Origin of the sequence: Pedobacter sp. HDW13 (assembly GCF_011303555.1) — a bacterium.
Classification (GTDB): Bacteria; Bacteroidota; Bacteroidia; order Sphingobacteriales; family Sphingobacteriaceae; genus Pedobacter.
Genome location: NZ_CP049868.1, coordinates 3217279 through 3240693, shown reverse-complemented (window position 1 = coordinate 3240693; position 23415 = coordinate 3217279). Strand labels below are relative to the sequence as shown.

Sequence of the window (23415 nt, the reverse complement as noted above, 5' to 3'; positions counted from 1 at the left end):
TTTTTGTGTATGTTAATCATCGCCGTCTTTTTTCTTCTTTTCGAGGATAACAAAAGCACTCCGTTTTGGTGCAGGCATTACCGATTGCTCTCCCTTAACCGATTTCCACACCACTTCGTTTAAATCTAAATCGGGTGCAGCATCTTCTTTTGCAAAATTGAAGAATTCTGATCGTCTGCTGCTTTCGTTAACAGCTACATTCCGGGTATCTAAATTAATAAAAGGTTGCAATACATTATAAGGAGTAAAATCGGGCTTGGCAGTAAAACATTCGTACAAAGGCATTGCCCCTGCATCGTACTGGCTCATGGGTGGCAAGCCTAAAATCAGCTCCATGGTACGCAAAAAGCCCGAGGTAGAATACATGGTATGCACTACCGCATTTCTTTTTACATATGGTCCAATTACATAAGCCGGCGAGCGGTGTGCATCTACGTGGTCTGGTCCGTTTTGCGCATCATCTTCTAAAATAAATACAACCGATTCGTTCCACACTTTACTATGCGAAAGGTGCTCCAAAATACGGCCAACAGCTAAATCGTTATCGGCAACCGCGGCCTGAGGTGAATATTTACCTTTCTTTTGTCCGCTGGTATGATCGTTTGAAATGCGTAAAGTACTAAATTGTGGTACTGCTCCGGCAACAAGTAACGAATCGAAATCGTGCTCCCAGGCATCTACCCGTACCTGATCTTTAATATCCATATCAAAGCCCGGAGAAGCAGGACACATGTGCCCTTGCAACGATTTAATATTGGCTTTACCGTACGAACCAAATTCGCCATAACTGCGGTAACTTATTCCAGCTCTTTGGCAATAATCCCAGATAAAGCCTCCTTTTGGGTAGGTAACAGGCCTGCCACCCTCGAAAGTGGTACTGCCTCCACGTGCACCATAACTGGTGGGCCAGGTTTTTTCTACCACATCGGTTGCATAGGCTGCCATACTCCAGTTGTGTCCATCGGCACTAACCTCCGCATCTACATAAAAATTATCGAGCAATACGTAATTCTCGGCTAAAGCATGCTGGTTGGGGGTTACTTTTCGGCCGAAAAGCGTTAACGTAGAATCGCCATTACCTTTTTTAATGTCGCCCAGTACCTGATCATAAGTCCTGTTTTCTTTTATAATGTAGAAAACGTGTTTTATGGGCGATTTTTCACCTTGTTTTCTGGGAATTGGGTTTCCAGCTTCACCATCGGCAGTTATTGTTCTTTTATCGCTGAAAGGTGTATTGGCATAAACCTGTTTGGTATATATTTTTAACTGCTCGGGTTTTGGTGCATCGATAAAAGATAAAGTACCTTTAAACAGTCCGGCAATGTACTGCAACCGGCTATTGGCGGTACTACCCATATGATAATCGCTGTTATCTACTTTCGAAACCGGTTGCGGCCCTTTCGGGTTAGCCATAGATGTATTACCTTTACCATTGGTTACCAAAACTTTTGTACCTAAAACTTTAACACTGGTTGGGTACCAGCCTACAGGTATAAAACCCTGGCTTTGGCTCACCCCCGGTTTACTTACATCAAAAACTGCCAAACAATTGTTATCGGCATTGGCAATGTATAAGGTTTTTTCATTATTACTCAGGGCCAGACCGTTAGTGGTTGAACCAGTTAACTGTGTGGCATAAAGTGTAGTAGAAATGGTTTCGGTTACTTTATTGGTAAGCGTATTAACTACCGAGACTGTATTGTCGTTTGCATTGGCAACATACAGGATATTTCCCTTTTTGTTGAGCAAAAGCTCATTAGGATGGTCGCCAACCGGGATGCTCTGGGTAATGCTTTCAGTTAACAAATCGACAATAGCTACTGCTTTTCCGCCCCAAAGTGAAACATACAACTTCTGTTCATCGGCAGCCAATGCGCAGCTGTAGGCAATGGCCGGGAGCTGAACCCGCTTTAGTATCTTTTTTGCCGCCGGATCGATAATATATAGTGCGCTGTCTTCTTTGGTAACAGTGAATAGTTTGCTGTTATTCTTGTTTACCACAATTCCGGCAGGGCATATTTTTCCCTTTGGCCAAACTTCGCCCAGAACAATTGTATCACTCTTGCCAAGCTTATTGTTTTCTATGTTAAAATCCAGAATCCAGTTGTCGTTACCGCCTGAAGCATACAGGTGTTTTTCATCTTTACTAAAGGCAATTCCGTACCACGATTTGGCCAGGACCTTTTCATCTATAATTTGCTCGGTTTTAGGATCTATAAGCTGTAGCGATTGTGTACTCTGACCGTTGTTGGTAATGGCCAGGTATTTACCCGAAGCACTAAGCTGCATGTTTAAAGGTAAATCGCCCAGTTGCACAGAATGGCCGGCCGGACTTAATTTCCAGCCATTAGGCAATAAAATTTGTTGGGTGGTTTCGTTTTTACCGGGCCATTGTGCAAAGCCTTGTTGTACCAGCAACAAACTAAAAAGAATAAGGATATATGATTTTTTCATTGTTTTGATTGTAAAAAATTACCGGTGGAGATTAAAGTTAACCAAAGCCCTGATGCTATAGCCATTGCCTGATGCTACGTTCCCAATTTCGCGTATAGCTGCAGGCGAGGTAACCTGGCTGCGAGTACCGTAAAATACCGGACCTCCCGAAATAGAAAACGAAAGTTTACTGTGGTTGGGCTCAAGATTAATGGATGGGCCGATTAACAGTTTTGCCCCTCCTTCTGCTTCATCTTTCTCCCAGAAACCTTCCAAATCCTGCCCAAGGGCTTCGAAACCTAAATATAAAGCATGTGAAACACGGTGCTGAAAACCAATGCTGGTAATAAAATCAAGCTTATCCCGGGTTTTATCAAAAGCTTTTTCAAATCGCAAATTACCAGCCATCCGCCAGTTGGTCCGATCGAATGCAGCTGTAATCCGGCTTATGGCCGATCCGGTATTAGACCAGTCGCGGCTTAAGCCCAAACCTGCACCCAGCCTAAAGCCCGAAATACCCTTGCCACCAATTAAATCTCTGATTACCTCAGCCTGCTCTGCAGAAGCAACGCCCCCACCATTGGCAAAGCCCAGTGCTGCCGTAGCATAAAGCGTTAAACGGCTACCTAAATAACCCTTAACACCAAATTGTTGCCCTAAACCATCGTAACCGAATTGCCCGTTTGTACGCTCGCCATAACTACCCGAATAATGAATATTCCAGCGTGGGTTTTCGGCGGTAAGGGTATTTACGGTAAACAGAAAGGGTTGTGCAGCTTCGTTACCTGTTTTTAATGCGGGGTTAACGGTTGTTTGGTTCTGAGCAGAGCCCTGAAGTGCAAATGCAGCAAGAATAGCTGCAAAGAATATTTTTTTCATTTTAAGATGCCGAAGCTTTATAATTTGGTTTCATTTAATAAAGGCGTTCCACTTGCATTTACCTGAAAAGTTTTAATCTTATCATTTTCATCAACCTCTACAATCCGGTAACCTTTATAAGCGGTACCCCAATTGCCACCTATGTGCGCATCGAAAAAATGTGGTAGCTTATTGGTATAAAAAACAGCATCTAAACTATGGTCGTGGCCATGAAATACAGCTTTTACATTAGCATAGCTGTGCAAAAGTTTAATGGTATCCGGACATTCTACAAAGGGGCTTTCGGGTACCCAGAAATGTGGTGGAATGTGCAATACCACAAAAACCGTTTTTAAATCCTTAAACTTTTCTAATTCCTGCTTTAAAAAATCGTTGTTCGGGCAGAGATAGGCTCCCTTAGTATCAGAGGTATTGGCCAAAACAAAACCTACGCCGTTTTTTTCGAAAGAAAAGTTATCCTCGTAACCAAAAACCGATTTCCAGAGCTGAGTATCGGCATGATCGTGGTTACCCGGCACCGCATAAAAAGGAACTTTTAAACGATCGTAATAATCCTTTTTAACTTCTTTCAACAATTCGGGTCTATCATGTACCAAATCGCCATTTATAATTACTAAATCCAGCGGATTTTGCTCGTGCGATTGGTTAAGCCATTTTACAATATTTTCGTGATGCAGCTTAAACTCAGTTCCCGGTTGTCCGTAGTGACCATCGGATGCGATTGCGAAACGAAGTTTTGGTGCTTTACCCGATCTGGCTGGAATATTGTTTTCTTCAGCGAATGAAGGGAGAACTGGCGATAAACCGGCAACTACTGCAGCAGCCAGACCACTTTTTAGAAAAAACCGTCTGTTAGACATAAGGATGAAAATATGTTTTGTAATAAAGTCCAATATTAGCTTGGCAGGACTTCTTAAACATAAATTTAATGTTATGTTTGGGTTAAGCGCAGCGTATTACTGTATCAATTTTATAACAAAGGCTATGGCTAAGACAGTTTCTTACTGATTACATAGATTCCGCTGATGAATATTCCCAACTATGCACACCATCGCTATGAAAACAATCCGGGTATTTCCGTGCATCCGTGGCTTGTTATATAATTAAAGAAAATAAAAATCTGCGTCTATCTCCTTAAATCTGCGGGACAATTACACAGGTTTCCCACTGATTACGCAAATTTCGCTGATGAGTTTTGCAGGCTATGAATAATAATCCGTGTATACCGTGGCTAAGTTCTAAAACATAAAAAAAGTCTGCGAAATGCAGACCCATTTATCTTAAAAAATAACAATCGCTTGCTTCACCATTAAGTACCCCGCCAGTGCAAATAAAAATATGGCGATAGATTTATTAATGATTAAGCTGCTTAGCGCAAATTTTTCCTGAATGTAGGTAGCAAAGTGTGCATACAAATAAAGTGCAAGTGTAGAGCCCACACCCGAGCCTAAACTGAAAATTACCAGTGAAAGGTAATCCGTTTGAATCCATTGGTGTAGAATAACGTAGTTGCCAAAAAACAACCAGAATGGAATCTGAACAGGATTAAGTATCCCTAAAATTAATCCGTAAAGCACACTGCCACTCCGTTTATCTTCTTTTTTATTGCTGGTTTTAGGTACTTTCTTCCGGTTTTTCCAGGTAATTGTACCCATTACTAAAAACATCACAATCATAAAGCAATCTACCAAAGTACTCAGGCGTACTTCGCTAACTGCCTCATTCGGGTTAATATCGCTCATGGCCCATCTGGCAAAGCGCATCATACCAAAAGTAAAAAACACCTCTACACAAGAGAAAGACAAAATAAAATACCAAACCTGTCGCATGCCCTTGTTAATGGCCAGCTGTGCAACAGTGAGATTGATGTTGCCCGGAGGGATATACCCCATAGCGTTAAGGATAATGCCTATGAAAAACGTTAGAAAAAGCATTGCCGAAATTATGGATTTAAATTTAAATGCGTAGCCAAATATTTTCCGGTGTACGAATTTTCTACTTTAACCAGGTCTTCGGGTACCCCTTCAAATACCACACTTCCGCCGCCATCACCACCTTCGGGGCCAATATCGATCACCCAATCGGCACATTTAATCATATCCATATTGTGTTCAATAACCAAAATGGTGTTACCTTGTTCAATAAGTGTATTTAATGCTTTTAAGAGTTTTTTAATATCATGGAAATGCAAACCAGTGGTTGGCTCGTCAAAAATAAATACCGTTTTATTGGCATTATTCCCTTTAATCAGGAACGAAGCCAGTTTAATACGCTGCGCCTCACCACCCGATAAAGTGTTTGACGATTGCCCCAAATGCACGTAGCCCAAGCCAACATCAACCAGCGGATTTAACTTATTCAGGATCTTTTGTTCGTCTTTAAAGAAATCGACCGCTTCATCAATGGTCATGTCTAAAATTTCCGAAACATTTTTTTCTTTGTAAGTTACATCTAACACCTGTTGTTTAAAGCGTTTGCCGTTACAAGCTTCGCAAGGTAGATAAATATCGGCCATAAACTGCATTTCAATCTTCACCTCGCCCTCACCCTGGCAAACATCGCAACGGCCACCTTCTACGTTAAACGAGAAAGCAGCAGGCTTCAGTCCGGCAGCTTTTGCAGCAGCCAATCCCGAAAACAACGCGCGGATATCGTCCCAGGCCTTCACATAAGTAACCGGATTAGAACGACTCGAGCGCCCAATCGGATTCTGATCAACCAGTTCTACGCCACTTACTAAATCATAGTTACCAAAAATACCATCGTAAGCACCTGTTTGTTCGCCTGCATAATTCCCGATGGCTTTTTGCAATGCGGGATACAAAATCTTTTTAACCAAACTGGTTTTTCCAGAGCCAGAAACACCACTCACTGCGGTAAACACCCCAAGTGGGAATTTAACGTCGATATTTTGCAAGTTGTTTTCCCTTGCTCCCTTAATCAGGATGTGGTCTTTCCATTTGCGGCGCTGTGTAGGAATGGCTATTTTCTCCAAACCGGCCAGATAGCGACCTGTTAAACTATTTTTATCTTTTAAAATCGCCTCGTAATCGCCGCTAAATACCAGATTACCACCATGAGTACCTGCCTCCGGGCCAATATCGATAATATGATCGGCTGCACGCATCATTTCTTCTTCGTGCTCAACTACCAAAACGGTATTGCCAACATTCCGCAAAGAAAGTAAAACCTCAATCAGTTTATTGGTATCGCGCGGGTGCAAACCAATACTCGGCTCATCTAAAACATAAACAGAGCCTACCAGGCTACTGCCTAATGATGTTGCCAGGTTTATCCTTTGCGATTCTCCGCCCGATAAGGTATTCGACAAACGGTTTAAGGTTAGGTAACCCAAACCAACATTGTTTAGATATAGAAAACGGTTATCAATTTCGGCCAGCAAACGTTTGGCAATTTTGGCATCGTTTACACTTAATTTTAATTCATTAAAGAAAACCAGGGCTTTCGAAAGCGGCATTAAAACCACATCAATAATCGATTTTTCTGCAATCTTAACATACGATGCGTCTTTGCGCAGGCGCGAGCCTTTACAATCAGGGCAGGTAGTTTTTCCGCGGTAGCGCGATAGCATTACCCGATACTGTATTTTATAGGTCTGCTCTTCCAGTTCTTTGAAAAAAGCATCCAATCCTTCAAAATATTTATTCCCTGTCCACAATACCTGTTGCTCCTTTTCGGTTAAAGCGCTGTAAGATCTGTGTATCGGAAAATCGAATTTAGGAGCTGCTTTTACAAAGTTCTGTAACCAAACACCCATTTTTTCGCCGCGCCATGGAGCAATGGCATTATCATAAATACTTTTGCTCTTATCCGGAATAACCAGATCTTCATCAATCCCAATTACATTTCCATAACCTTCGCAACGTTTACAGGCACCATATGGATTGTTGAAAGAGAAAAAATTTGGTGTAGGTTCTTCAAAACGGATACCATCAAGCTCAAAACGATCGCTAAAATGTTTGGTTTCGCCTTCTGCTTCTACATAACAATCGCCCTTACCTTCAAAAAAAGCGGTTTGCGCCGAATCGGCCAGGCGGCTTAAAGTTTCTTCTTCCTGGTTGGTTACAATCCGGTCAATCAGAATCTGAACCGTTTTATCGTCTGTTAGTTCAACATCCTTAAAACCGGTATCATCTAAAACACCTTCTATCTTTTCAATTTTATCGTTAATACGTACCCTTAAAAAGCCTTTTTGCAATAAAATGGCCAGTTCTTCTTTAATGGTGCGGTTATTATGCGGATAAAGCGGGCAGAAAATGGTTACGGTAGTATCTTCGGGCATGGCATTTACATAATCTACCACGGTACTTACCGAATCTTTTTTTACCTCTTTGCCCGAAACCGGAGAAATGGTTTTACCAATCCGCGAAAAAAGCAGCTTCAGGTAATCGTAAATCTCGGTAGAGGTACCTACTGTTGAACGCGGGTTTGAAGTAATTACCTTCTGTTCAATGGCAATGGCTGGTGCTATACCTTTAATATAATCTACATCGGGTTTATTCATCCTGCCCATAAACTGGCGTGCGTACGACGATAAACTCTCTACATACCGGCGTTGCCCCTCAGCATACAAAGTATCGAATGCGAGCGAAGATTTACCCGAGCCCGACATACCCGTTACCACTACCAGTTTATTTTTTGGAATGGCCACATCGATGTTTTTAAGATTGTGCACACGGGCACCTTTTATAATAATATTTCTATGCGGATCTTTTTCGGCCTCTTTTTTGCTCATGTATTGTAAAGGATATAAAGGTATAAACCCAACAAAGTAATTTGGGTTTTAAGAAGATACAAAAATAGGGTACTGAGATGGTTAATTTATTTTTTAACATTTTATTTTTTGCTTTTTGATAAAAAAATAACTTTCTTTGAACATTAACAACCTCAGAACCAAACTAACACATTTCAAAAAACATAGGAGAGAAGCTATAGAAATTATACATCTACAAATTAATTTTTAGCAAACAGTACGGGATTTAGTGTAGGTAAACCTATGAATTTACAATCATATAATGATCAGGACCTGGTAAAGGTATATATTGCCGGGAACGAGAATGGATTGCAGGAACTTTTAAAAAGGCATAAAAGTAAAATTTATACTTCTATCTACTTATTGGTTAAAGACCAATATCTGGCGGAAGATATTTTTCAGGATGCTTTTATAAAAGTGATTAACACCCTGCGATCGGGGAGATATAACGAGGAAGGTAAGTTTTTACCATGGGTAATGCGTATTGCGCACAACCTGGTTATCGATTATTTCAGGAAAGAAAAAAGAACACCAATCATCACCAGTTCTGATGGAATGGATGTATTCAATATGCTACACTTTTATGATGAGAGTGCAGAAGACAGAATGCTCCGCGATCAAACTCATAAAGATTTAAAGGCGCTGATCCATTTATTGCCTGATGAGCAGAAAGAAGTGCTATTAATGCGTCATTACGCCGATTTAAGCTTTAAAGAAATTGCCGATTTAACCGATGTTAGCATCAATACTGCCCTTGGCCGTATGCGTTATGCATTGAGCAATCTGCGCAAAATGCTTAAAACAAAGGAGGTGAGCTATAAAGGGTAATGTAATTGTTACATAAAATATTTTAGGGGTCGAAATAAAGCATCTGAACTATCGTTAAGTTTATAAAACTTATCGCGATTCGCTTATGACAAAAACCTCTACATCAAAAAACAATGTAAATTTACCAACCCCGAACATGTTTCAGCCTAAAATGGATATGGAATCTGACGCAGAAATCGACTTATTTTATGATCAGATCAAAAGTAAGTTAGATAGACTGGCTAAAAATCCCCAAGATGAAACCATCAACAAGATTTTAGCTTATAGCAGGTCATTATAAAATTTACACTAGTCAGAAAAGGTTGTTCCACAGGGTGGGGCAACCTTTTTTTATGGAAGATGGATTTTTATGGATGATGGGTAATTAGCAAATCCGCCATCAACCATTGACCATCAGCTATCCCCCTTACCTCTTCCATTTTACCTCTCCCACAAATGGCTTAATTTTTACAATCCCTTAATATAAAAAGCGCTACCTTTACATAGTGTAATTTTAACACTAAGCGCATATGAACAAGAACTTACTCCCACTCACTTTAGGCGGTTTAGGCATCGGCATAACAGAATTCGTAATGATGGGTTTACTACCCGATATTGCAACCGATTTACGGGTGAGCATCCCGGAAGCTGGCCATTTAATTTCTGCCTATGCATTGGGTGTAGTAATCGGTGCGCCTTTACTGATCATGATTGCAGGTAAATATCCACCAAAAAAGATATTAATTGCGCTAATGGTGATGTTCACGGTTTTTAATGCATTTTCGGCGTTTGCACCTACTTTCGATACTTTATTTATAGCCCGCCTGCTTTCGGGACTACCTCATGGTGCATTTTTCGGCGTTGGTTCTGTAGTAGCCAGCAGGATTGCCGAAAAAGGAAAAGCCGCACAAGCTGTTTCACTAATGTTTATGGGTTTAACCATTGCCAATATCGTTGGCGTACCTTTAGGTACTTTTATTGGTCATAATTTCTCGTGGCGTATATCTTTTGCCGTAGTGGTATTTGTTGGCCTGGTTACTTTATTGAGCTTAAAACTTTGGCTACCTGCTTTAGAAGCCACCAAAAACCGCGATTTAAAAGCCGAACTGAGTTTCTTCAAAAAAAGAGATGCCTGGATCATTATTTTCATGATTTCGATCGGTACCGGCGGGCTATTCACTTGGTATAGCTACATAGCTCCTTTAATGACCGAAGTTGCAGGTTTTTCTTCAAATGCGGTAACTTATATATTAATGCTGGCCGGTATGGGTATGATGTTCGGCAATTATATCGGCGGTCGATTAGCCGATAAGTTCTCGCCGGCAAAAGCTTCTGCTGCTTTATTGCTTACTATGGTAATCACCTTAACCATTGTGCATTTCGTATCAGCGAGTCAACCGCTGGCTTTAATCATGACTTTTGTTACCGGCGCGGTCGCTTTTTCACTGGCTGCTCCTATCCAAATGCTCATGATCCAAAGTGCCAAAGGTTCCGAAATGCTAGCTGCATCCGCAAGTCAGGCAAGTTTTAACATTGGTAATGCACTCGGCGCCTTTTTTGGTGGCCTTCCGTTGGTATATGGTTTCGATTATACTTCTCCTGCATATGTTGGCGCTGCCATGGCCCTGATAGGTGCGTTCTTCGCTTTCTGGTTAATTAAAAGCAACAGTAGTAAACCAGCAACCGTAACTTTAGAAGCTGAAGAGAAAGAAGCCGAAGAAAACTACGTAGTGATGCATTAATTTTTTGCAATACGATCACGAAGCCTCCCATATCGAAGTCCTACACAGGCACCACAAAAGCTTTTAGCTTGATTAAGGTTTGCATTAAGGCCTAAAGTGAGTGCCCATCTGCTGCTCACCATAAAATTAAACTTGGTTTCTGCTGATAAGCCAAGGGCGCGCTGCTTCGCAATTTCATATACATCGCGACCGAACAAACAAAAGAAAGAGTTGCAGGTATTGTATAAAAACGCTCCACGGTAGATGCGCTCCGTGTAGGCCGGGCCAAGCCCAAATTGCACGTTGACGTATTGATTAAAGGTGTAGCTTTTACCTAAAATCAAGGCCAAATCTGAAACACCTGGTGCAGGTTCATAGCTGTATATTTGAAATTCAGACATTACAGACGACTTAAGCGCCAGATAATTGGTTTTACGCTGCAGATATAAATACACATCGGCATAACCACCGCTTTCGCTTCCTGGTCCAAAACCAATACCCAAACCATAATAAAATTTTTTCTTTTGATGCAGGGTATCTTGTTGGGCGAAACCAGGTGAGAACAGAAACACTAAACAACAAAGCATTAAATATTTCATAACATTAAATTTAGATGAATGGATAGCTTTAGGCAACAGTTCCCATTTTCTTCAGCAGCCTCAGGTGCGATTGGATTCCACCCCAATAGCTGGTAGCGTTTGGCTTAATACCGTGTTCCTGCAGTATCCGGTATAAAATCTGGCTGATTTCCGGATAAAAAGCATGGTGGTAATGCGGAAATAAATGGTGCGCAATATGGTTGTTAAAGCCGCCGAGAATAAAATTCGCTGTTCTGCTAAAGGGATGCATGTCGTTAGAACTTTTAATCTGGTTCATCAGCCATGATGTATTAATATATCCATCTTTATTGGTTACCGGATATTGCGTCGCCTCCACATGGTGTGTCATAAAAAATGTAAAGAGCAAAAACAGTGATTGCGTTAAATGCATTAGCAGAAAACCCAATAGTACTATTTGCCAGGATTGAGCGGAAAAACACATTGGCAACACCAGCAACAAGGTGATGTAGCTCATTTTCTGCACGACAAAAGAGCAATAATATTTAAAAGTCTTTTTACCAGCGTAATCATCTTTGCTGAATAAGATGACAAAGTCTTTTACAAAAATCCAAAACAAGGAATACGTGGTATAGGCCAGCGGCGCGTACAGATGTTGAAAACGGTGAAACCAGTAATATTTGCTATTAGGGACCACCCGGATTAGTTTAGATATTTTTAAATCCGAATCATAATCTACCACATTGGGCGCATAATGGTGCGAATTAACATGTCGTAATTTCCAAGCTTCGGCATGTGCACCCACTACGGTATAAATGGCTACGAAACAAATGTGATTAAGGCGTTTACTTTTAAAAATGGTATTGTGCGAAAAATCGTGCGAAAAGTTGAACGCAAAAAGCAAGGATACAAATCCATAGCATACAAAACAGCCCATAAAGCCAAACGGGCTGGTAATTTTATACAAGGCCAGGTAAAGCAGTGCGGTGAGTGAAAAGTACACAAGGAACTTAAATATAATGTGCCACATAAAAACTTCTTTATCGACGATTAACTCTTCATCTACACGCTCATATATTGCTTTAAGCAACTGACTATCAGCTGCTACCTGAATGTATTTATCTTTCATATTGCGTCGGGATTAAATGCTCGTTTTTCCCCATTACTTTTAAAAACCTGAAGTGTGAGGCCAATGATTCGCCGTACGACATTTCCATATAGGTAAGCTTATGTTTTTTGACCAATGCCTTAAAAATCGGGATGATTTTAGGGTAATACACATGACAAACATTCGGCAGCAAATGGTGCACTGCATGTGCATTAAAACCACCCAGTGTCCAGTTTAAGAACTTACTTTCCGCATGATAATCTACAGAAGTAAGCAATTGCAGCTTGGGCCAGCTCATACTCAGTTTGTTTTGCGCATTAGGCACAGGGTGTGATGCATAATCGGATAAATGCGCAACACCCAATACAGCTACCAATAATATCGAAACAATAAAGTGGTTTAACAGAAAGGCCAGCAAAACTGTCGGCCAGCCAAAAGGCAACAGGGAAACTGGTAAAACAATCATATAGCCGATATATAAGAGCTTATACAGCACCAACTTTATGACTTCACTTTTTGGGATTTTAATTTTAATGGTGCGGCTCGATAAATTAAACAGCATCAGCGTTTCCCTTAAAAAGAACCAGTTTAGCGAATAAAAAAGATATAGAAATGGAGCATACAAAAACTGATACCGATGATACCACTTTAAGGGTTGCGATTCAGTCATCCTGAACAAAGGATTATTTAGTACATCTATGTCGCTACCTTCTACATTGGTATACAAATGATGCGATTCGTTATGGTTTTTGCCCCAAACGTAAGCATTGTTGCCCAGCAGATTAAAACTGAGCGAAAACAGCAATCGGTTCCAGAATTTACTTTTTACAGCTACTCCATGTACAGCATCATGCGAAACATTAAATGCCGTTAAAAGAAAAGAAAGCCCCATCAGCAGATAAAAAACATAAAATGCCAATACCGAGTGACTGGTAATCATTAAAACATAGAACAGGATATCCAATCCTAAGTAGAGAAATATTTTGAAAAACATCTTTGCATTCCCTGTTTTCTGCAATCCATTTTCAGTAAAATACTGTTCTATCTGCTCATTCAGTTCCTTGTAGAATGCCGAGCCTTCATCTTTTATAAATCTTAATTTGTTCATGGCGATATTTATTTAATTCTTTTTAAATGATAGGCTGATTGGGAAGAATAACTACCAGAAAAGATCAACAAAAATCCGCCTGAGCTATTAAAGATGTGATTTAGAATGAGCCCGCCATCATTCGCCAATCCAATCCTGGTCTTCTCACTCATTGTGCTTCCGCATAGATATGGGATACCTGTAGTTTCTACATAATGATTACCTAAATACAACAGGCCGGCAGGTCCTAGTTCTACTGAAAGCGTTACACTATCAAGAACCGCTTCGTCTTTTTTAAAAAGAAAAGTGATATTACTACTATCCAAAACCTTAACCGTTAGCAGTAAACCGGTCAAAGTATCAAAGTTGATTCTCCTTCCACTAATGTATCTGTGAACATTTTCAATTAAATATTCGCCTTGGGCCATTTTGGCTTCGCCTTCTTTATTATATTCCCAATCTGGTTTCAGCTGGTAGGTACCAGAAAGCTCCGATAAGTTCTTCTGCAATAAATCAATTTTGTGATGATTAATCATTTGATCAGAAAAGGAAGCACACCCAGAAAACAAAAAACATAGCACGACGGTAAAAATAGCGATGGTTGTTTTTCGATTAAATCCTTTGCCATCAGCATTGGGCTTCGTTGAGGTTGAGATTTGTCTATTCATTTTGATGCGTTTAAATTGTTCTACCAAAGCTAAAACACTCCACTCGCTCAAATAATCCTTAAAGATTACATCATAAGTCAAAAACAATCTATCAAGCACAAAACATCTCATTAAAAGTTATAAAGCATTAAACAAATTAATTTACAGCATGATAATCATTCAACTAATTATGAAAAATCCTTATATTCAACTTATAAATTAATCTTTCATGAATAATCAGCAGGATTTTTTTTTTGAAGCCATTAAATCGGCATTGCCCGAATACCAGAATATGGCGCAAAGCATAGCCGAAGAACTCGGCATCAGCACCAATGAGGCTTATAAAAAAATAAGGGGCGACAGTAACCTCACATTACAACAGATTATTAAACTGTCTGATTGTTTTAGCGTACCTTTTATATATAGTCCCAGGCAATCTTTATCGGTTACTTTTAGCTATCTAAGCGTAAACGAAGACCTGAACATGGTTAACTACCTTAAAGATTTACTCGACAATCTCAAAACCATTAAAAACAGCAAACAAAAACACATTACCATCACTACTGATGATATTCCCGTATTCCACTTTTTTAAATACCCCGAGTTAACCAGTTTTAAACTATTTTTCTGGGCAAACAGCGCCAACAATGTAGAAGTACCGTTCAGTTCAAACTTTCTCTCTGATGAAATTATTGAAATTTCTAAAGCACTGCATGCCACTTATCTCGAAATACCCAGTACCGAAATATGGTCGAAAGATACCATAACCGGCACCTTAGAACAGATTAGATATGCCTTTGAAGCGGGCCACTTGAGCGATCCCGAACTGGCCGTTAAGATTGTAGAACAGGTAAAATATTGCCTAACCGACATGAACATGTATGCCATAGGCAGTAAAAAAACGATCGACCCGAGCCATACCTTTAACTGGTACAACTGCGATGTGCTGGGCAGCATTGCTTACCTGGTCGATTTCAAAGACCGCATGGCTTGCTACAACCGCTTCAATACCTTTAATTATTTGCGTACCGAAGATCAGTCATATTGCCTCCAGACTAAAAAATGGATGCAGGGGTTGATCATGAAATCAGTTTCCTTTAGCGGTCAGGGAGAAAAGCACCGCAATAAATATTTGTACAATGCCTTTGCCGAGTGCGATAAATTACTGCGGGAGATAAGCCAAGGGTAGTTGGCCAGTTTGCAGTTACCGATGAACAGTTTGGAGCTTGGGGCATAGAGTTTGGAGGCAGTTAACCGATTTAAACAATTAACCAGTTAACCAACTAATGAACCATCGAACAAGTTTATCTCTTATATTTGCCCATGCTTAAAAAAGAACGTTATAAACTTTTTGTAGAACATTTTTCGGCCAAGCAGCCAGATGCCGAAACCGAATTGCATTACAACAATCCGTACCAGCTTTTAGTTGCAGTAATCCTCTCTGCACAATGCACCGATAAAAGGGTAAACATGGTTACCCCTGCCCTTTTTCAACGTTTCCCTAATGCCAAAGCACTTGCAGAGGTTACACCCGATATTGTTTTCGATTACATCAGAAGTATCAGTTATCCTAATAATAAGGCTAAACACCTGGTGGGTATGGCCAATATTCTGCTTAACGAATTTAACGATGTTGTACCTTCGGGCATTGATGACTTGCAAAAGATGCCAGGTGTTGGTCGTAAAACAGCCAATGTAATTGCATCGGTAATTTATAATGCACCAGCTATGGCAGTAGATACACACGTTTTCCGCGTGGCCAACCGCTTAGGTTTAACCAACGGCAAAACGCCTTTAGCAGTAGAAAAAGACCTGGTTAAAAACCTGCCAGAGCACGATATCCACATTGCCCACCACTGGCTTATTTTGCACGGGCGCTACGTTTGTGTGGCCAGGAGCCCCAAATGCGATGTTTGCGAAATCACCTACATGTGCAGGTATTTTGAACGACTAACCGCCCAAAATGAAAGAGACAAGTTAAAAGCTTAAAAATTATTTTCACATTACTATTGACATTAGCTAAAAAACATTTACCTTAGCTAAATATATTAGTATTTTAAATATCAACATTCAAGTATATTAGCCGATAATCGATTATATTTACGCCGTAATGAAAAAAGAAATGAGCAACGCAAATCCAGATAAATTAAAAGCCCTTCAGCTTACTTTAGACAAGCTCGAAAAATCGTATGGTAAAGGCACTATCATGAAACTTGGCGATACCGCTGTTGAAGCCATAGAATATATTTCCACAGGATCAATAAGTTTAGATATCGCTTTAGGTATTGGCGGTATTCCAAAAGGGCGTGTAATAGAAATTTATGGCCCGGAATCTTCTGGTAAAACCACTTTAGCAACCCACATTATTGCCGAAGCGCAGAAAAAAGGTGGCATTGCTGCTTTTATTGATGCAGAGCATGCTTTCGATCAGTTTTATGCAAAAAAATTAGGTGTAGATACCGATAATCTTTTAATCTCTCAACCAGATAACGGTGAGCAGGCACTAGAAATTGCCGATAACCTGATCCGTTCAGGGGCTATTGATGTAATTGTAATTGACTCTGTAGCTGCTCTAGTTCCTAAAAGCGAGATTGAAGGTGAAATGGGTGATAGTAAAATGGGTTTACATGCCCGTTTAATGAGTCAGGCCTTACGTAAATTAACCGGAACAATTTCAAAAACAGGATGTTGCTGTATCTTCATCAACCAGTTGCGCGATAAAATTGGTGTAATGTTCGGCAACCCCGAAACTACAACCGGCGGTAACGCTTTAAAATTCTACGCATCAGTACGTTTAGATATCCGCCGTATTTCTCAGATCAAAGATTCTGACGAAGTTTCAGGTAACCGCGTTAAAGTTAAGATTGTTAAAAATAAAGTAGCTCCTCCTTTCCGTATTGCAGAATTTGATGTGATGTTTGGTGAAGGCATCTCTAAAAACGGTGAGATCATCGATTTAGGTGTTGACTTCGGCATCATCAAAAAAGCAGGTTCATGGTTCTCTTATGGCGATACCAAATTAGGACAAGGCAGGGACGCAGTAAAACAACTGTTGAGTGATAACCCTGAGTTAGCCGAAGAACTGGAAGCTAAAATTAAAGCCGAAGTAACCGGCGATAAGCTGGTAGAAGAATAAGCCTTCCGGCGCTTCAATAAAACATAAAAATGGCCTCCTGAATCATATTCGGGAGGCCATTTTCTTTTAAACAGATTGATATTAAGAAATGCTTTGCTTAGTTCTGACTAAAAATAGCATTGAAATCTTTGGTTACATAAACAATAACCAGCAATGCTGCTACAACCAAAACACCAAGTATAATTACACCCCAGCTCCCTTTAAGTTTGTTTTTATCCTTCCTGATTAGCCAATACAACAGACCAATTAAAGGTACCGCACAAACAATCCAAAATATTAACGATGCTCCACTCATATAATTTTATTAGTCCGAAGTCAGAGGTCCGAAGTCGGAAGATTTAATTGGCCGTTTAAATTGCCAGTTATTAATTATTTCTATTCTTTTTTACAACAAAGGTACAAACTCAGTTGGCAGTTTACAGTTAACAATAAACAAATCATCAATGAATAGTTTGCAATTACCGATGAACAGTTTGGAGTTACGAGCCAGTTAACCGATTTATACAATTAACCAGTTAACCAACCAATAAACCTTTAAAATTCCATCCTTGCCATTGGCGATACTTCCTGCCCTACAAAATCTTTTGCCAAAAACTTGTGGTAGCCTGCAATGCCAATCATACCTGCATTATCTGTACAATACTGAAACGCCGGCACATAAACTTTCCAACCCAGCTCATCAGCGGTTTGCTGTAAACCATCGCGTAGGCCTGAGTTTGCCGAAACACCGCCAGCAATGGCAATTTCATTAATACCAAACTGTTTTGCTGCTTTTTTTAACTTATTTAATAAAATTTGCACAATACTATGCTGCACCGATGCACAGATATCATCTAAATGATCAGCGATAAAATTAGGGTTTTCCTTTTCCTGTTTCCTGATAAAATACAAGATAGAAGTTTTAAAACCGCTGAAGCTAAAATTCAGCTCAGGTATTTGTGGTTCAGCAAATTTAAACGCCAGCGGATTTCCCAGTTTAGCATGTTTATCAATTAAGGGGCCACCCGGATAAGGTAAGGCCAGCAATTTAGCCGTTTTATCAAAAGCTTCTCCGGCGGCATCATCAAGCGTTTCGCCAACAATTTCCATATCGAAGTAATCTTTCACCAGTACAATCTGTGTATGCCCACCCGAAACGGTTAAACATAAGAAAGGGAAACTCGGTTTAGGATCATCGATAAAATGCGCCAATATGTGCGCATGCATGTGATTCACAGAAATTAAAGGTATATTTAAGGCTAGTGCAAATGATTTTGCAAAAGAAACGCCAACCAAAAGTGAACCCAGCAAACCCGGCCCTTGTGTAAAAGCAACGGCATTAATGTCCTGTTTTGTAACTTTGGCATTAATTAAAGCCTGCTGCACAGCGGGCACAATATTTTGTTGATGTACCCTCGAAGCCAATTCAGGGATTACACCACCATAATTTTGATGAATTGTTTGGTTTGCAATAACATTGGCAGTAATTTTGCCGTTGTTACAGATAGCAACTGAAGTATCATCGCAAGAGGACTCGATAGCAAGTATAACAGACAAATTATTAATATTTAAGCTGCAAAATTATTAAAAAACTATTTAAAATACTCCTTTGGGTAATTGCATCAATAATTTTGCTGCTCGCGCTTCTTATTTTTTCACTACAATTTAAGCCTGTTCAAACTTATTTTGCGCAGAAAACTGCTGCATACTTATCAAAAGAGCTTAAAACCACCATATCAATCAAGAGTCTGTACATCAAGCCTTTTAAATCTATCGTACTCGAAGATTTATTAGTACTCGATCTTCAAAAAGACACTTTACTGAGCACACCTCAATTTATGGTCGATATTAACCGCTTATCTATTGATAAACGCATTATTGATATCAGTACGGTTCAGATCAACAACGGCCGCTTTTTCCTAAAGGATTTCAAAGATAAGTCTTCTAACCTCGATTTCATTATAAACTATTTCGATTCTGGTAAACCTACTGTAAAGAAAAAGAAAAGCAAGCCTTACGATATTAAGCTGGGCCGTATTATCTTAAACAAGTTTGCTTTCAGGTATAAAAATTTCGCTGCCAAAGATACCACCCTGGGCAAAAGTGTAAATTTCGAAAACGTAGATGTTAAAGAACTTAGTGGTATTTTTGAGGGGCTCGACACTAAAAACCACCTGGTTAAAACGAATATCAAAAATTTAACACTGAAAGAAAGAAGCGGCTTTTACCTTAAAAACCTTACCGCACAAACCACCATCGATAGTAATGCAATTGAGTTGAAAAACCTGTTACTCGAAACTAGCCAGAGCCGCCTAACCAATTACTACCAGATGCGGTTTAAAAGCTACAAGGATTTTAACCACTATGTAGATAATGTGCGCATGAAGGCTATCTTTAAAGACAGCCACCTTACCTCTAGAGACGTTGCTTTTTTTGCACCCGAGCTCAGCACTATGAAACTCGATCTAGATGTTGACGGGCAGATAACAGGTCTGGTAAATAACCTTCGGGCTAAAAAGCTTTCGATAAAAACAGGAAAAGCCACTTACATTAAAGGCGATTTTATATTAAAGGGATTACCCAAGTGGAAAGAAACCTTTATGGACCTGAACATTGAAATGGCCGCCACCAATAGGACCGATCTGGATGAAGTATTGGCTGGCATTACAAACAGCAAGAAACAAATTGTTCCGGCAATTGTAAATAAATTTGGTAACATTAACTTTAACGGAAGTTTCACTGGTTTCCAGAACGATTTTATTGCCTATGGCGAGTTTAAAACTAAACTAGGCCGTATTGTTTCGGATGTAAACATGAAGATCGATAAAAATGATATTCCTACCTACACCGGAAACGTAAAGAGTTATGATTTTAACCTCGGCAACCTGGTTGAAGAAAAAAGCCTGGGCCGTATCAGCTCTTCGTTATACGTAAAAGGTCGTGGTACTGAACTCAAAAACCTCACTGAGAAAATAAACGGCGATGTAGATTATATCGATTTTAACAATTATCGCTACCACAATGTAAAAATCGACGGAACCTTTGATAAAAAATATTTCGACGGTAAGCTGAGTATAAACGACCGAAACGTGAAACTGGTTTTTGATGGCGGTGTTAACCTCAACCCCAAGTTACCGGTATTTAATTTCAACGCTACCATTTCTAAAGCTCGTTTGAAAGCCTTAAAGCTGCTAAAAGATTCGCTGATGGTAGATGCGAAATTTAAAACCAATTTTTCGGGCACCAACCTAAACAACATTTCGGGTAAATTATTAATTGAAGAGGTTAGGCTCCAAAACCCTAAGGGTATTTACAGTGTCGATTCGGTGCAGTTAACCGCCAATGGCACTGGCGCTAACCGTGTACTCGATATCCGTTCAGACATTCTGGATGCGGGCATTCAGGGCGAATACGACCTAAACTCTATTGTTTCTTATTATAAGGCGATTGCCAAAACCTATATCCCCTCGTTAAAGGCCGATATTTTTAAATACAAAAACCAGATTTTTAAATTTAAACTGCTGATTAAAAAGTTCGAGCCTATTGCGCAGATATTTATTCCGGGCCTAGAACTGGAGGAAGGCGCAACGTTTAACGGAGATTTCGACTCGCGAAACAATACCGCTGCACTCAATGGTTTTGTTAAAAAACTGAAGTATAACGGCATTGTGGTAAACAACATTATCCTCGATGAAAATACCACTCCTCAGCAACTCCAGCTTATTGTTACCTCCGATCGGGTACAGCTAAACGACAGTTTGTTTATTAAAGATGTAAACGTTTCGAATATCCTGCGCAACGACAGCCTGGCTTTCAACGTTAAAATGTCGAACGCCGATGAAGACAACCAGCTCGATTTAAACGGTTTGGTCGAATTCACCAAAAATCAGGACACCACAGCCCGCCTGAGCGTGCTTCCTTCTATTTTAAAAATCAACAACGAAGAATGGCGCATACAGGAGAAGGTGCGTATTGTGCTCAACAATGGCAAAACCGAGATCACCAATTTTGACCTAACCAACGGAAAACAGCAGTTAACTATCGACGGATTGATTTCAGAAGATCCTAAAGATTTAATTACCGTAGGATTTAAAGATTTTAACCTTAAAACGCTGAACCCTTTTACCAAAGGCGCCGGTATTAAACTGGGCGGTAATGCCAATGGAAAAACCAATTTGTACGGCATCCTCAAAGCACCACGCGTAAACGACGACCTAAAAATAGATTCACTGAACTTTAACGATATTTATATTGGTACCCTTACCGATACCTCATCGTACAACAACGCCACCAATAAAATTGATGTGTTTACACGCATCGTGGCCGAAGATTCTGAAACTTTTAAACTGACCGGAAACCTCAACCTGAAAGAGAAAGAAATTGACCTATCTATAAAAATGAACGAAAGTAAACTCACTATTTTAGAGCCTTTTGTAAAACAACTGGTATCTAATTTAAGAGGAAATATTTCTGCCGATTTAACGGTTAAGGGCAAATTTGATAAACCGCAAATTAACGGTACTGTAGCCCTCGATAAAGGACAATTGATGGTAAATTACCTCAAAACCACTTATGTAATTACCGATGAGGTACAGGTAAGCAATAGTGTGATTGATTTGGGAGAAGAATTTAAACTGGCCGATTTAGAAGGCCATGAAGCTACCGCAGAAGGCACTGTAGACCTGAACAACATTAACTACCCTACCCTGGATGTTAAGGTAACCGCCAACAGCTTAATGGCCTTAAATACTACAGCAAAAGATAACTCGGTTTATTATGGTCGTGCGTACGGCACAGGGGTATTTAAGTTTACTGGGCCTACCAATAAAATGAAAATCGATATTAAGGCGAAAACAGAGAAAGGAACAGTTTTCAATTTACCTTTAAACAGCTCGGAAACGATATCGGATAAAGATTTCATCAATTTTGTAAGCCGCGATTCAACAGTTGCAGTTAAGAAAACAACCAATTTTGATGGCTTAACGTTAACTTTTAAATTAACCATCGACCCCAATACCACAGCCAATATTTTTACCACACTAGGTAATTTGAGTGGAAAGGGTAATGCAGAACTGAACCTGAACATCAACAGTTTTGGAGATTTCGAAATGTCGGGCGATTATATTATTGAAACCGGAAGTTTCGATTTTACAGCCCAGGAAGTAATTAATAAGAAATTTGAGATCAGACAAGGCGGTACCATCCGTTGGACAGGTAACCCTACTGCCGCGCAAATTAACCTCAAAGCAGTTTATGCGCTTAGGGCAAGTTTAAACGATTTGTATAAAGCGGCCAACCGCGATGCGAGCAGCAATGCCAACCAAAGGGTAAATACCGAGGTAGAAATGGGTTTAACTGGTCTTTTATTAAAACCGGAGATTAAACTTGATATCAATTTCCCGCGCAGCCTTCTATTAAAGAGGAGTTGCAAACTTATTTCAGTGATCAGAACAACCTGAATTTGCAGGCCTTCAGTTTAATTATCAGAAGAAGTTTTGCACCTGGAAACGGTGGCCAGTCAATCGGAAACCAATTGAGCTCAACCGCTACGAGTACAGCAACTGAACTGGTATTTAACCAGTTCAACAACGTACTTTCTTCTTTAAACTTAAACTTTGTCGATCTGAACGTTCGCTCGTTAAGCGAGGCCAATGCATCATTTAAATTCTTTAATGACCGTCTGATTATTAATGCGGGTATTGTAGATCGTAACAGCGTAAACGATTTTACCATCATCGATTTTGGTAAAGACAATGTAGGTAGAGAAGTTGAAGCTGTATTCCTGATCAAGAAAGATGGAAGTTTAACCATTAAAGCAGCCAATAAACCACCTACACAACAAAGTATTTTCTTAAACAGCGGTATTAGTCCAACGGCCAATGTAACGTCGTTTGGTTTGGTGTACACCCAGCAGTTTGATACGTTTAAAGAGTTTATCCAGAAAATTTCAGGCTCGTATCGCCGTAACTTAAAAAGGAAACAAAGCGAAGCGCCGGTTAAAACCAATAAATCGCTCAATAAAGATGTGATTATTAATCAAACGAAGGGAAACCAAAGGAGGTAGATTTTAGTCAATGGCCTATAGTCTGATGGTTTATAACCAGCTAAAATAAGACCGAATAACAAAGCTATCGATCCATCACATATAAAAACAAAACTGTAATGCTGAACGCAGTGAAGCATCTCTTAATTCTAGACCACCTGTTTCAGCTTGCGCGCGTTTCTAACGCGTGCAGAAATAGCAATACGATTGTATCGTACTAAGAAGTGTTAAAAACGCTAAGCCA

General features: G+C 39.9%; 19 protein-coding genes. 8 read left to right on the top strand and 11 right to left on the bottom strand.

Annotation, left to right across the window (positions count from 1 at the left end; genetic code table 11):
- Nucleotides 1-12: 12 nt before the first annotated feature.
- The 5 genes from G7074_RS13860 to uvrA all read right to left on the bottom strand — a co-directional run bounded on the left by G7074_RS13860 (nt 13) and on the right by uvrA (nt 8068).
- Nucleotides 13-2454: a bifunctional YncE family protein/alkaline phosphatase family protein gene (locus tag G7074_RS13860; protein WP_166208895.1), complete on the bottom strand. Its 2442-nt coding sequence runs from the start codon at nt 2452-2454 to the stop codon at nt 13-15.
- Between the two features lie 18 nt (nt 2455-2472).
- Complete coding sequence (locus G7074_RS13855; RefSeq protein WP_166208892.1) at nt 2473-3312, bottom strand: hypothetical protein; 840 nt, start codon at nt 3310-3312, stop codon at nt 2473-2475.
- 17 nt (nt 3313-3329) lie between these two features.
- On the bottom strand, nt 3330-4172 hold the full coding sequence (locus G7074_RS13850; RefSeq protein WP_124558330.1) for a metallophosphoesterase: 843 nt from the start codon (nt 4170-4172) through the stop codon (nt 3330-3332).
- Nucleotides 4173-4592: 420 nt separating this feature from the next.
- A complete protein-coding gene (locus G7074_RS13845) occupies nt 4593-5204 on the bottom strand; it encodes a LysE family transporter (protein ID WP_233603781.1) in 612 nt (203 codons plus the stop codon).
- A 50-nt stretch (nt 5205-5254) separates the two neighbouring features.
- Complete coding sequence (gene uvrA / locus G7074_RS13840; protein WP_124558328.1) at nt 5255-8068, bottom strand: excinuclease ABC subunit UvrA; 2814 nt, start codon at nt 8066-8068, stop codon at nt 5255-5257.
- Nucleotides 8069-8329: 261 nt separating this feature from the next.
- Between uvrA and G7074_RS13835 the strand changes: the two genes are divergently transcribed.
- The 3 genes from G7074_RS13835 to G7074_RS13825 all read left to right on the top strand — a co-directional run bounded on the left by G7074_RS13835 (nt 8330) and on the right by G7074_RS13825 (nt 10635).
- Nucleotides 8330-8914 carry an RNA polymerase sigma factor gene (locus tag G7074_RS13835; protein ID WP_124558327.1) on the top strand — a complete coding sequence of 195 codons (585 nt, stop codon included), beginning with the start codon at nt 8330-8332 and terminating at the stop codon, nt 8912-8914.
- Between the two features lie 85 nt (nt 8915-8999).
- Complete coding sequence (locus tag G7074_RS13830) at nt 9000-9194, top strand: hypothetical protein (protein ID WP_124558326.1); 195 nt, start codon at nt 9000-9002, stop codon at nt 9192-9194.
- Between the two features lie 229 nt (nt 9195-9423).
- A complete protein-coding gene (locus G7074_RS13825) occupies nt 9424-10635 on the top strand; it encodes an MFS transporter (protein WP_124558325.1) in 1212 nt (403 codons plus the stop codon).
- Here the strand turns inward: G7074_RS13825 and G7074_RS13820 are convergent.
- Genes G7074_RS13820 through G7074_RS13805 form a run of 4 tightly spaced genes read right to left on the bottom strand, consistent with a single transcriptional unit; the run spans nt 10632 to nt 14034 of the window.
- The gene (locus tag G7074_RS13820) at nt 10632-11213 is read right to left on the bottom strand and encodes a hypothetical protein (protein ID WP_166208889.1); all 582 of its coding nucleotides are present in this window, start codon (nt 11211-11213) and stop codon (nt 10632-10634) included. The genes G7074_RS13825 and G7074_RS13820 overlap by 4 nt on opposite strands.
- 28 nt (nt 11214-11241) lie before the next feature.
- Nucleotides 11242-12300, bottom strand: coding sequence for a fatty acid desaturase (locus tag G7074_RS13815; protein WP_166208886.1), 1059 nt, complete (start codon nt 12298-12300; stop codon nt 11242-11244).
- Complete coding sequence (locus G7074_RS13810; RefSeq protein WP_166208883.1) at nt 12290-13387, bottom strand: acyl-CoA desaturase; 1098 nt, start codon at nt 13385-13387, stop codon at nt 12290-12292. Before G7074_RS13810 ends, G7074_RS13815 begins: the two co-directional genes overlap by 11 nt.
- An 8-nt stretch (nt 13388-13395) precedes the next feature.
- The gene (locus tag G7074_RS13805) at nt 13396-14034 is read right to left on the bottom strand and encodes a hypothetical protein (RefSeq protein ID WP_124558321.1); all 639 of its coding nucleotides are present in this window, start codon (nt 14032-14034) and stop codon (nt 13396-13398) included.
- A 208-nt stretch (nt 14035-14242) separates the two neighbouring features.
- Here G7074_RS13805 and G7074_RS13800 point away from each other — a divergent pair, with 208 nt between their 5' ends.
- From G7074_RS13800 to recA, 3 genes are all read left to right on the top strand, one after another.
- Entirely contained in the window at nt 14243-15202 is a 960-nt protein-coding gene (locus G7074_RS13800; protein WP_124558320.1) for a hypothetical protein, read from the top strand.
- Nucleotides 15203-15336: 134 nt separating this feature from the next.
- The gene (nth, locus tag G7074_RS13795; RefSeq protein WP_124558319.1) at nt 15337-16002 is read left to right on the top strand and encodes an endonuclease III; all 666 of its coding nucleotides are present in this window, start codon (nt 15337-15339) and stop codon (nt 16000-16002) included.
- A gap of 133 nt (nt 16003-16135) precedes the next feature.
- Complete coding sequence (recA, locus tag G7074_RS13790) at nt 16136-17149, top strand: recombinase RecA (protein WP_124558456.1); 1014 nt, start codon at nt 16136-16138, stop codon at nt 17147-17149.
- Nucleotides 17150-17246: 97 nt separating this feature from the next.
- Here the strand turns inward: recA and G7074_RS13785 are convergent, their stop codons facing one another.
- Both G7074_RS13785 and tsaD read right to left on the bottom strand, forming a co-directional pair.
- Nucleotides 17247-17444 carry a hypothetical protein gene (locus G7074_RS13785; protein WP_124558318.1) on the bottom strand — a complete coding sequence of 66 codons (198 nt, stop codon included), beginning with the start codon at nt 17442-17444 and terminating at the stop codon, nt 17247-17249.
- 239 nt (nt 17445-17683) lie between these two features.
- On the bottom strand, nt 17684-18685 hold the full coding sequence (tsaD, locus tag G7074_RS13780; protein WP_166208880.1) for a tRNA (adenosine(37)-N6)-threonylcarbamoyltransferase complex transferase subunit TsaD: 1002 nt from the start codon (nt 18683-18685) through the stop codon (nt 17684-17686).
- A 74-nt stretch (nt 18686-18759) separates the two neighbouring features.
- On the opposite strand from tsaD, the gene G7074_RS13775 reads away from it, so the two are divergent.
- Together G7074_RS13775 and G7074_RS27215 are read left to right on the top strand one after the other, a co-directional pair.
- A complete protein-coding gene (locus tag G7074_RS13775) occupies nt 18760-22587 on the top strand; it encodes a translocation/assembly module TamB domain-containing protein (RefSeq protein WP_240916302.1) in 3828 nt (1275 codons plus the stop codon).
- Nucleotides 22554-23192 carry a translocation/assembly module TamB domain-containing protein gene (locus G7074_RS27215; RefSeq protein WP_240916301.1) on the top strand — a complete coding sequence of 213 codons (639 nt, stop codon included), beginning with the start codon at nt 22554-22556 and terminating at the stop codon, nt 23190-23192. The genes G7074_RS13775 and G7074_RS27215 overlap by 34 nt, the downstream gene beginning before the upstream one ends.
- The last annotated feature ends 223 nt before the right edge of the window (nt 23193-23415 follow it).

Coding starts and splice junctions, on each gene's coding strand:
- G7074_RS13860 (WP_166208895.1), bottom strand. CDS start 2,454: ATGAAAAAATCATATATCCTTATTCTTTTTAGTTTGTTGCTGGTACAA.
- G7074_RS13855 (WP_166208892.1), bottom strand. CDS start 3,312: ATGAAAAAAATATTCTTTGCAGCTATTCTTGCTGCATTTGCACTTCAG.
- G7074_RS13850 (WP_124558330.1), bottom strand. CDS start 4,172: ATGTCTAACAGACGGTTTTTTCTAAAAAGTGGTCTGGCTGCTGCAGTA.
- G7074_RS13845 (WP_233603781.1), bottom strand. CDS start 5,204: ATGGGGTATATCCCTCCGGGCAACATCAATCTCACTGTTGCACAGCTG.
- uvrA (WP_124558328.1), bottom strand. CDS start 8,068: ATGAGCAAAAAAGAGGCCGAAAAAGATCCGCATAGAAATATTATTATA.
- G7074_RS13835 (WP_124558327.1), top strand. CDS start 8,330: ATGAATTTACAATCATATAATGATCAGGACCTGGTAAAGGTATATATT.
- G7074_RS13830 (WP_124558326.1), top strand. CDS start 9,000: ATGACAAAAACCTCTACATCAAAAAACAATGTAAATTTACCAACCCCG.
- G7074_RS13825 (WP_124558325.1), top strand. CDS start 9,424: ATGAACAAGAACTTACTCCCACTCACTTTAGGCGGTTTAGGCATCGGC.
- G7074_RS13820 (WP_166208889.1), bottom strand. CDS start 11,213: ATGAAATATTTAATGCTTTGTTGTTTAGTGTTTCTGTTCTCACCTGGT.
- G7074_RS13815 (WP_166208886.1), bottom strand. CDS start 12,300: ATGAAAGATAAATACATTCAGGTAGCAGCTGATAGTCAGTTGCTTAAA.
- G7074_RS13810 (WP_166208883.1), bottom strand. CDS start 13,387: ATGAACAAATTAAGATTTATAAAAGATGAAGGCTCGGCATTCTACAAG.
- G7074_RS13805 (WP_124558321.1), bottom strand. CDS start 14,034: ATGAATAGACAAATCTCAACCTCAACGAAGCCCAATGCTGATGGCAAA.
- G7074_RS13800 (WP_124558320.1), top strand. CDS start 14,243: ATGAATAATCAGCAGGATTTTTTTTTTGAAGCCATTAAATCGGCATTG.
- nth (WP_124558319.1), top strand. CDS start 15,337: ATGCTTAAAAAAGAACGTTATAAACTTTTTGTAGAACATTTTTCGGCC.
- recA (WP_124558456.1), top strand. CDS start 16,136: ATGAGCAACGCAAATCCAGATAAATTAAAAGCCCTTCAGCTTACTTTA.
- G7074_RS13785 (WP_124558318.1), bottom strand. CDS start 17,444: ATGAGTGGAGCATCGTTAATATTTTGGATTGTTTGTGCGGTACCTTTA.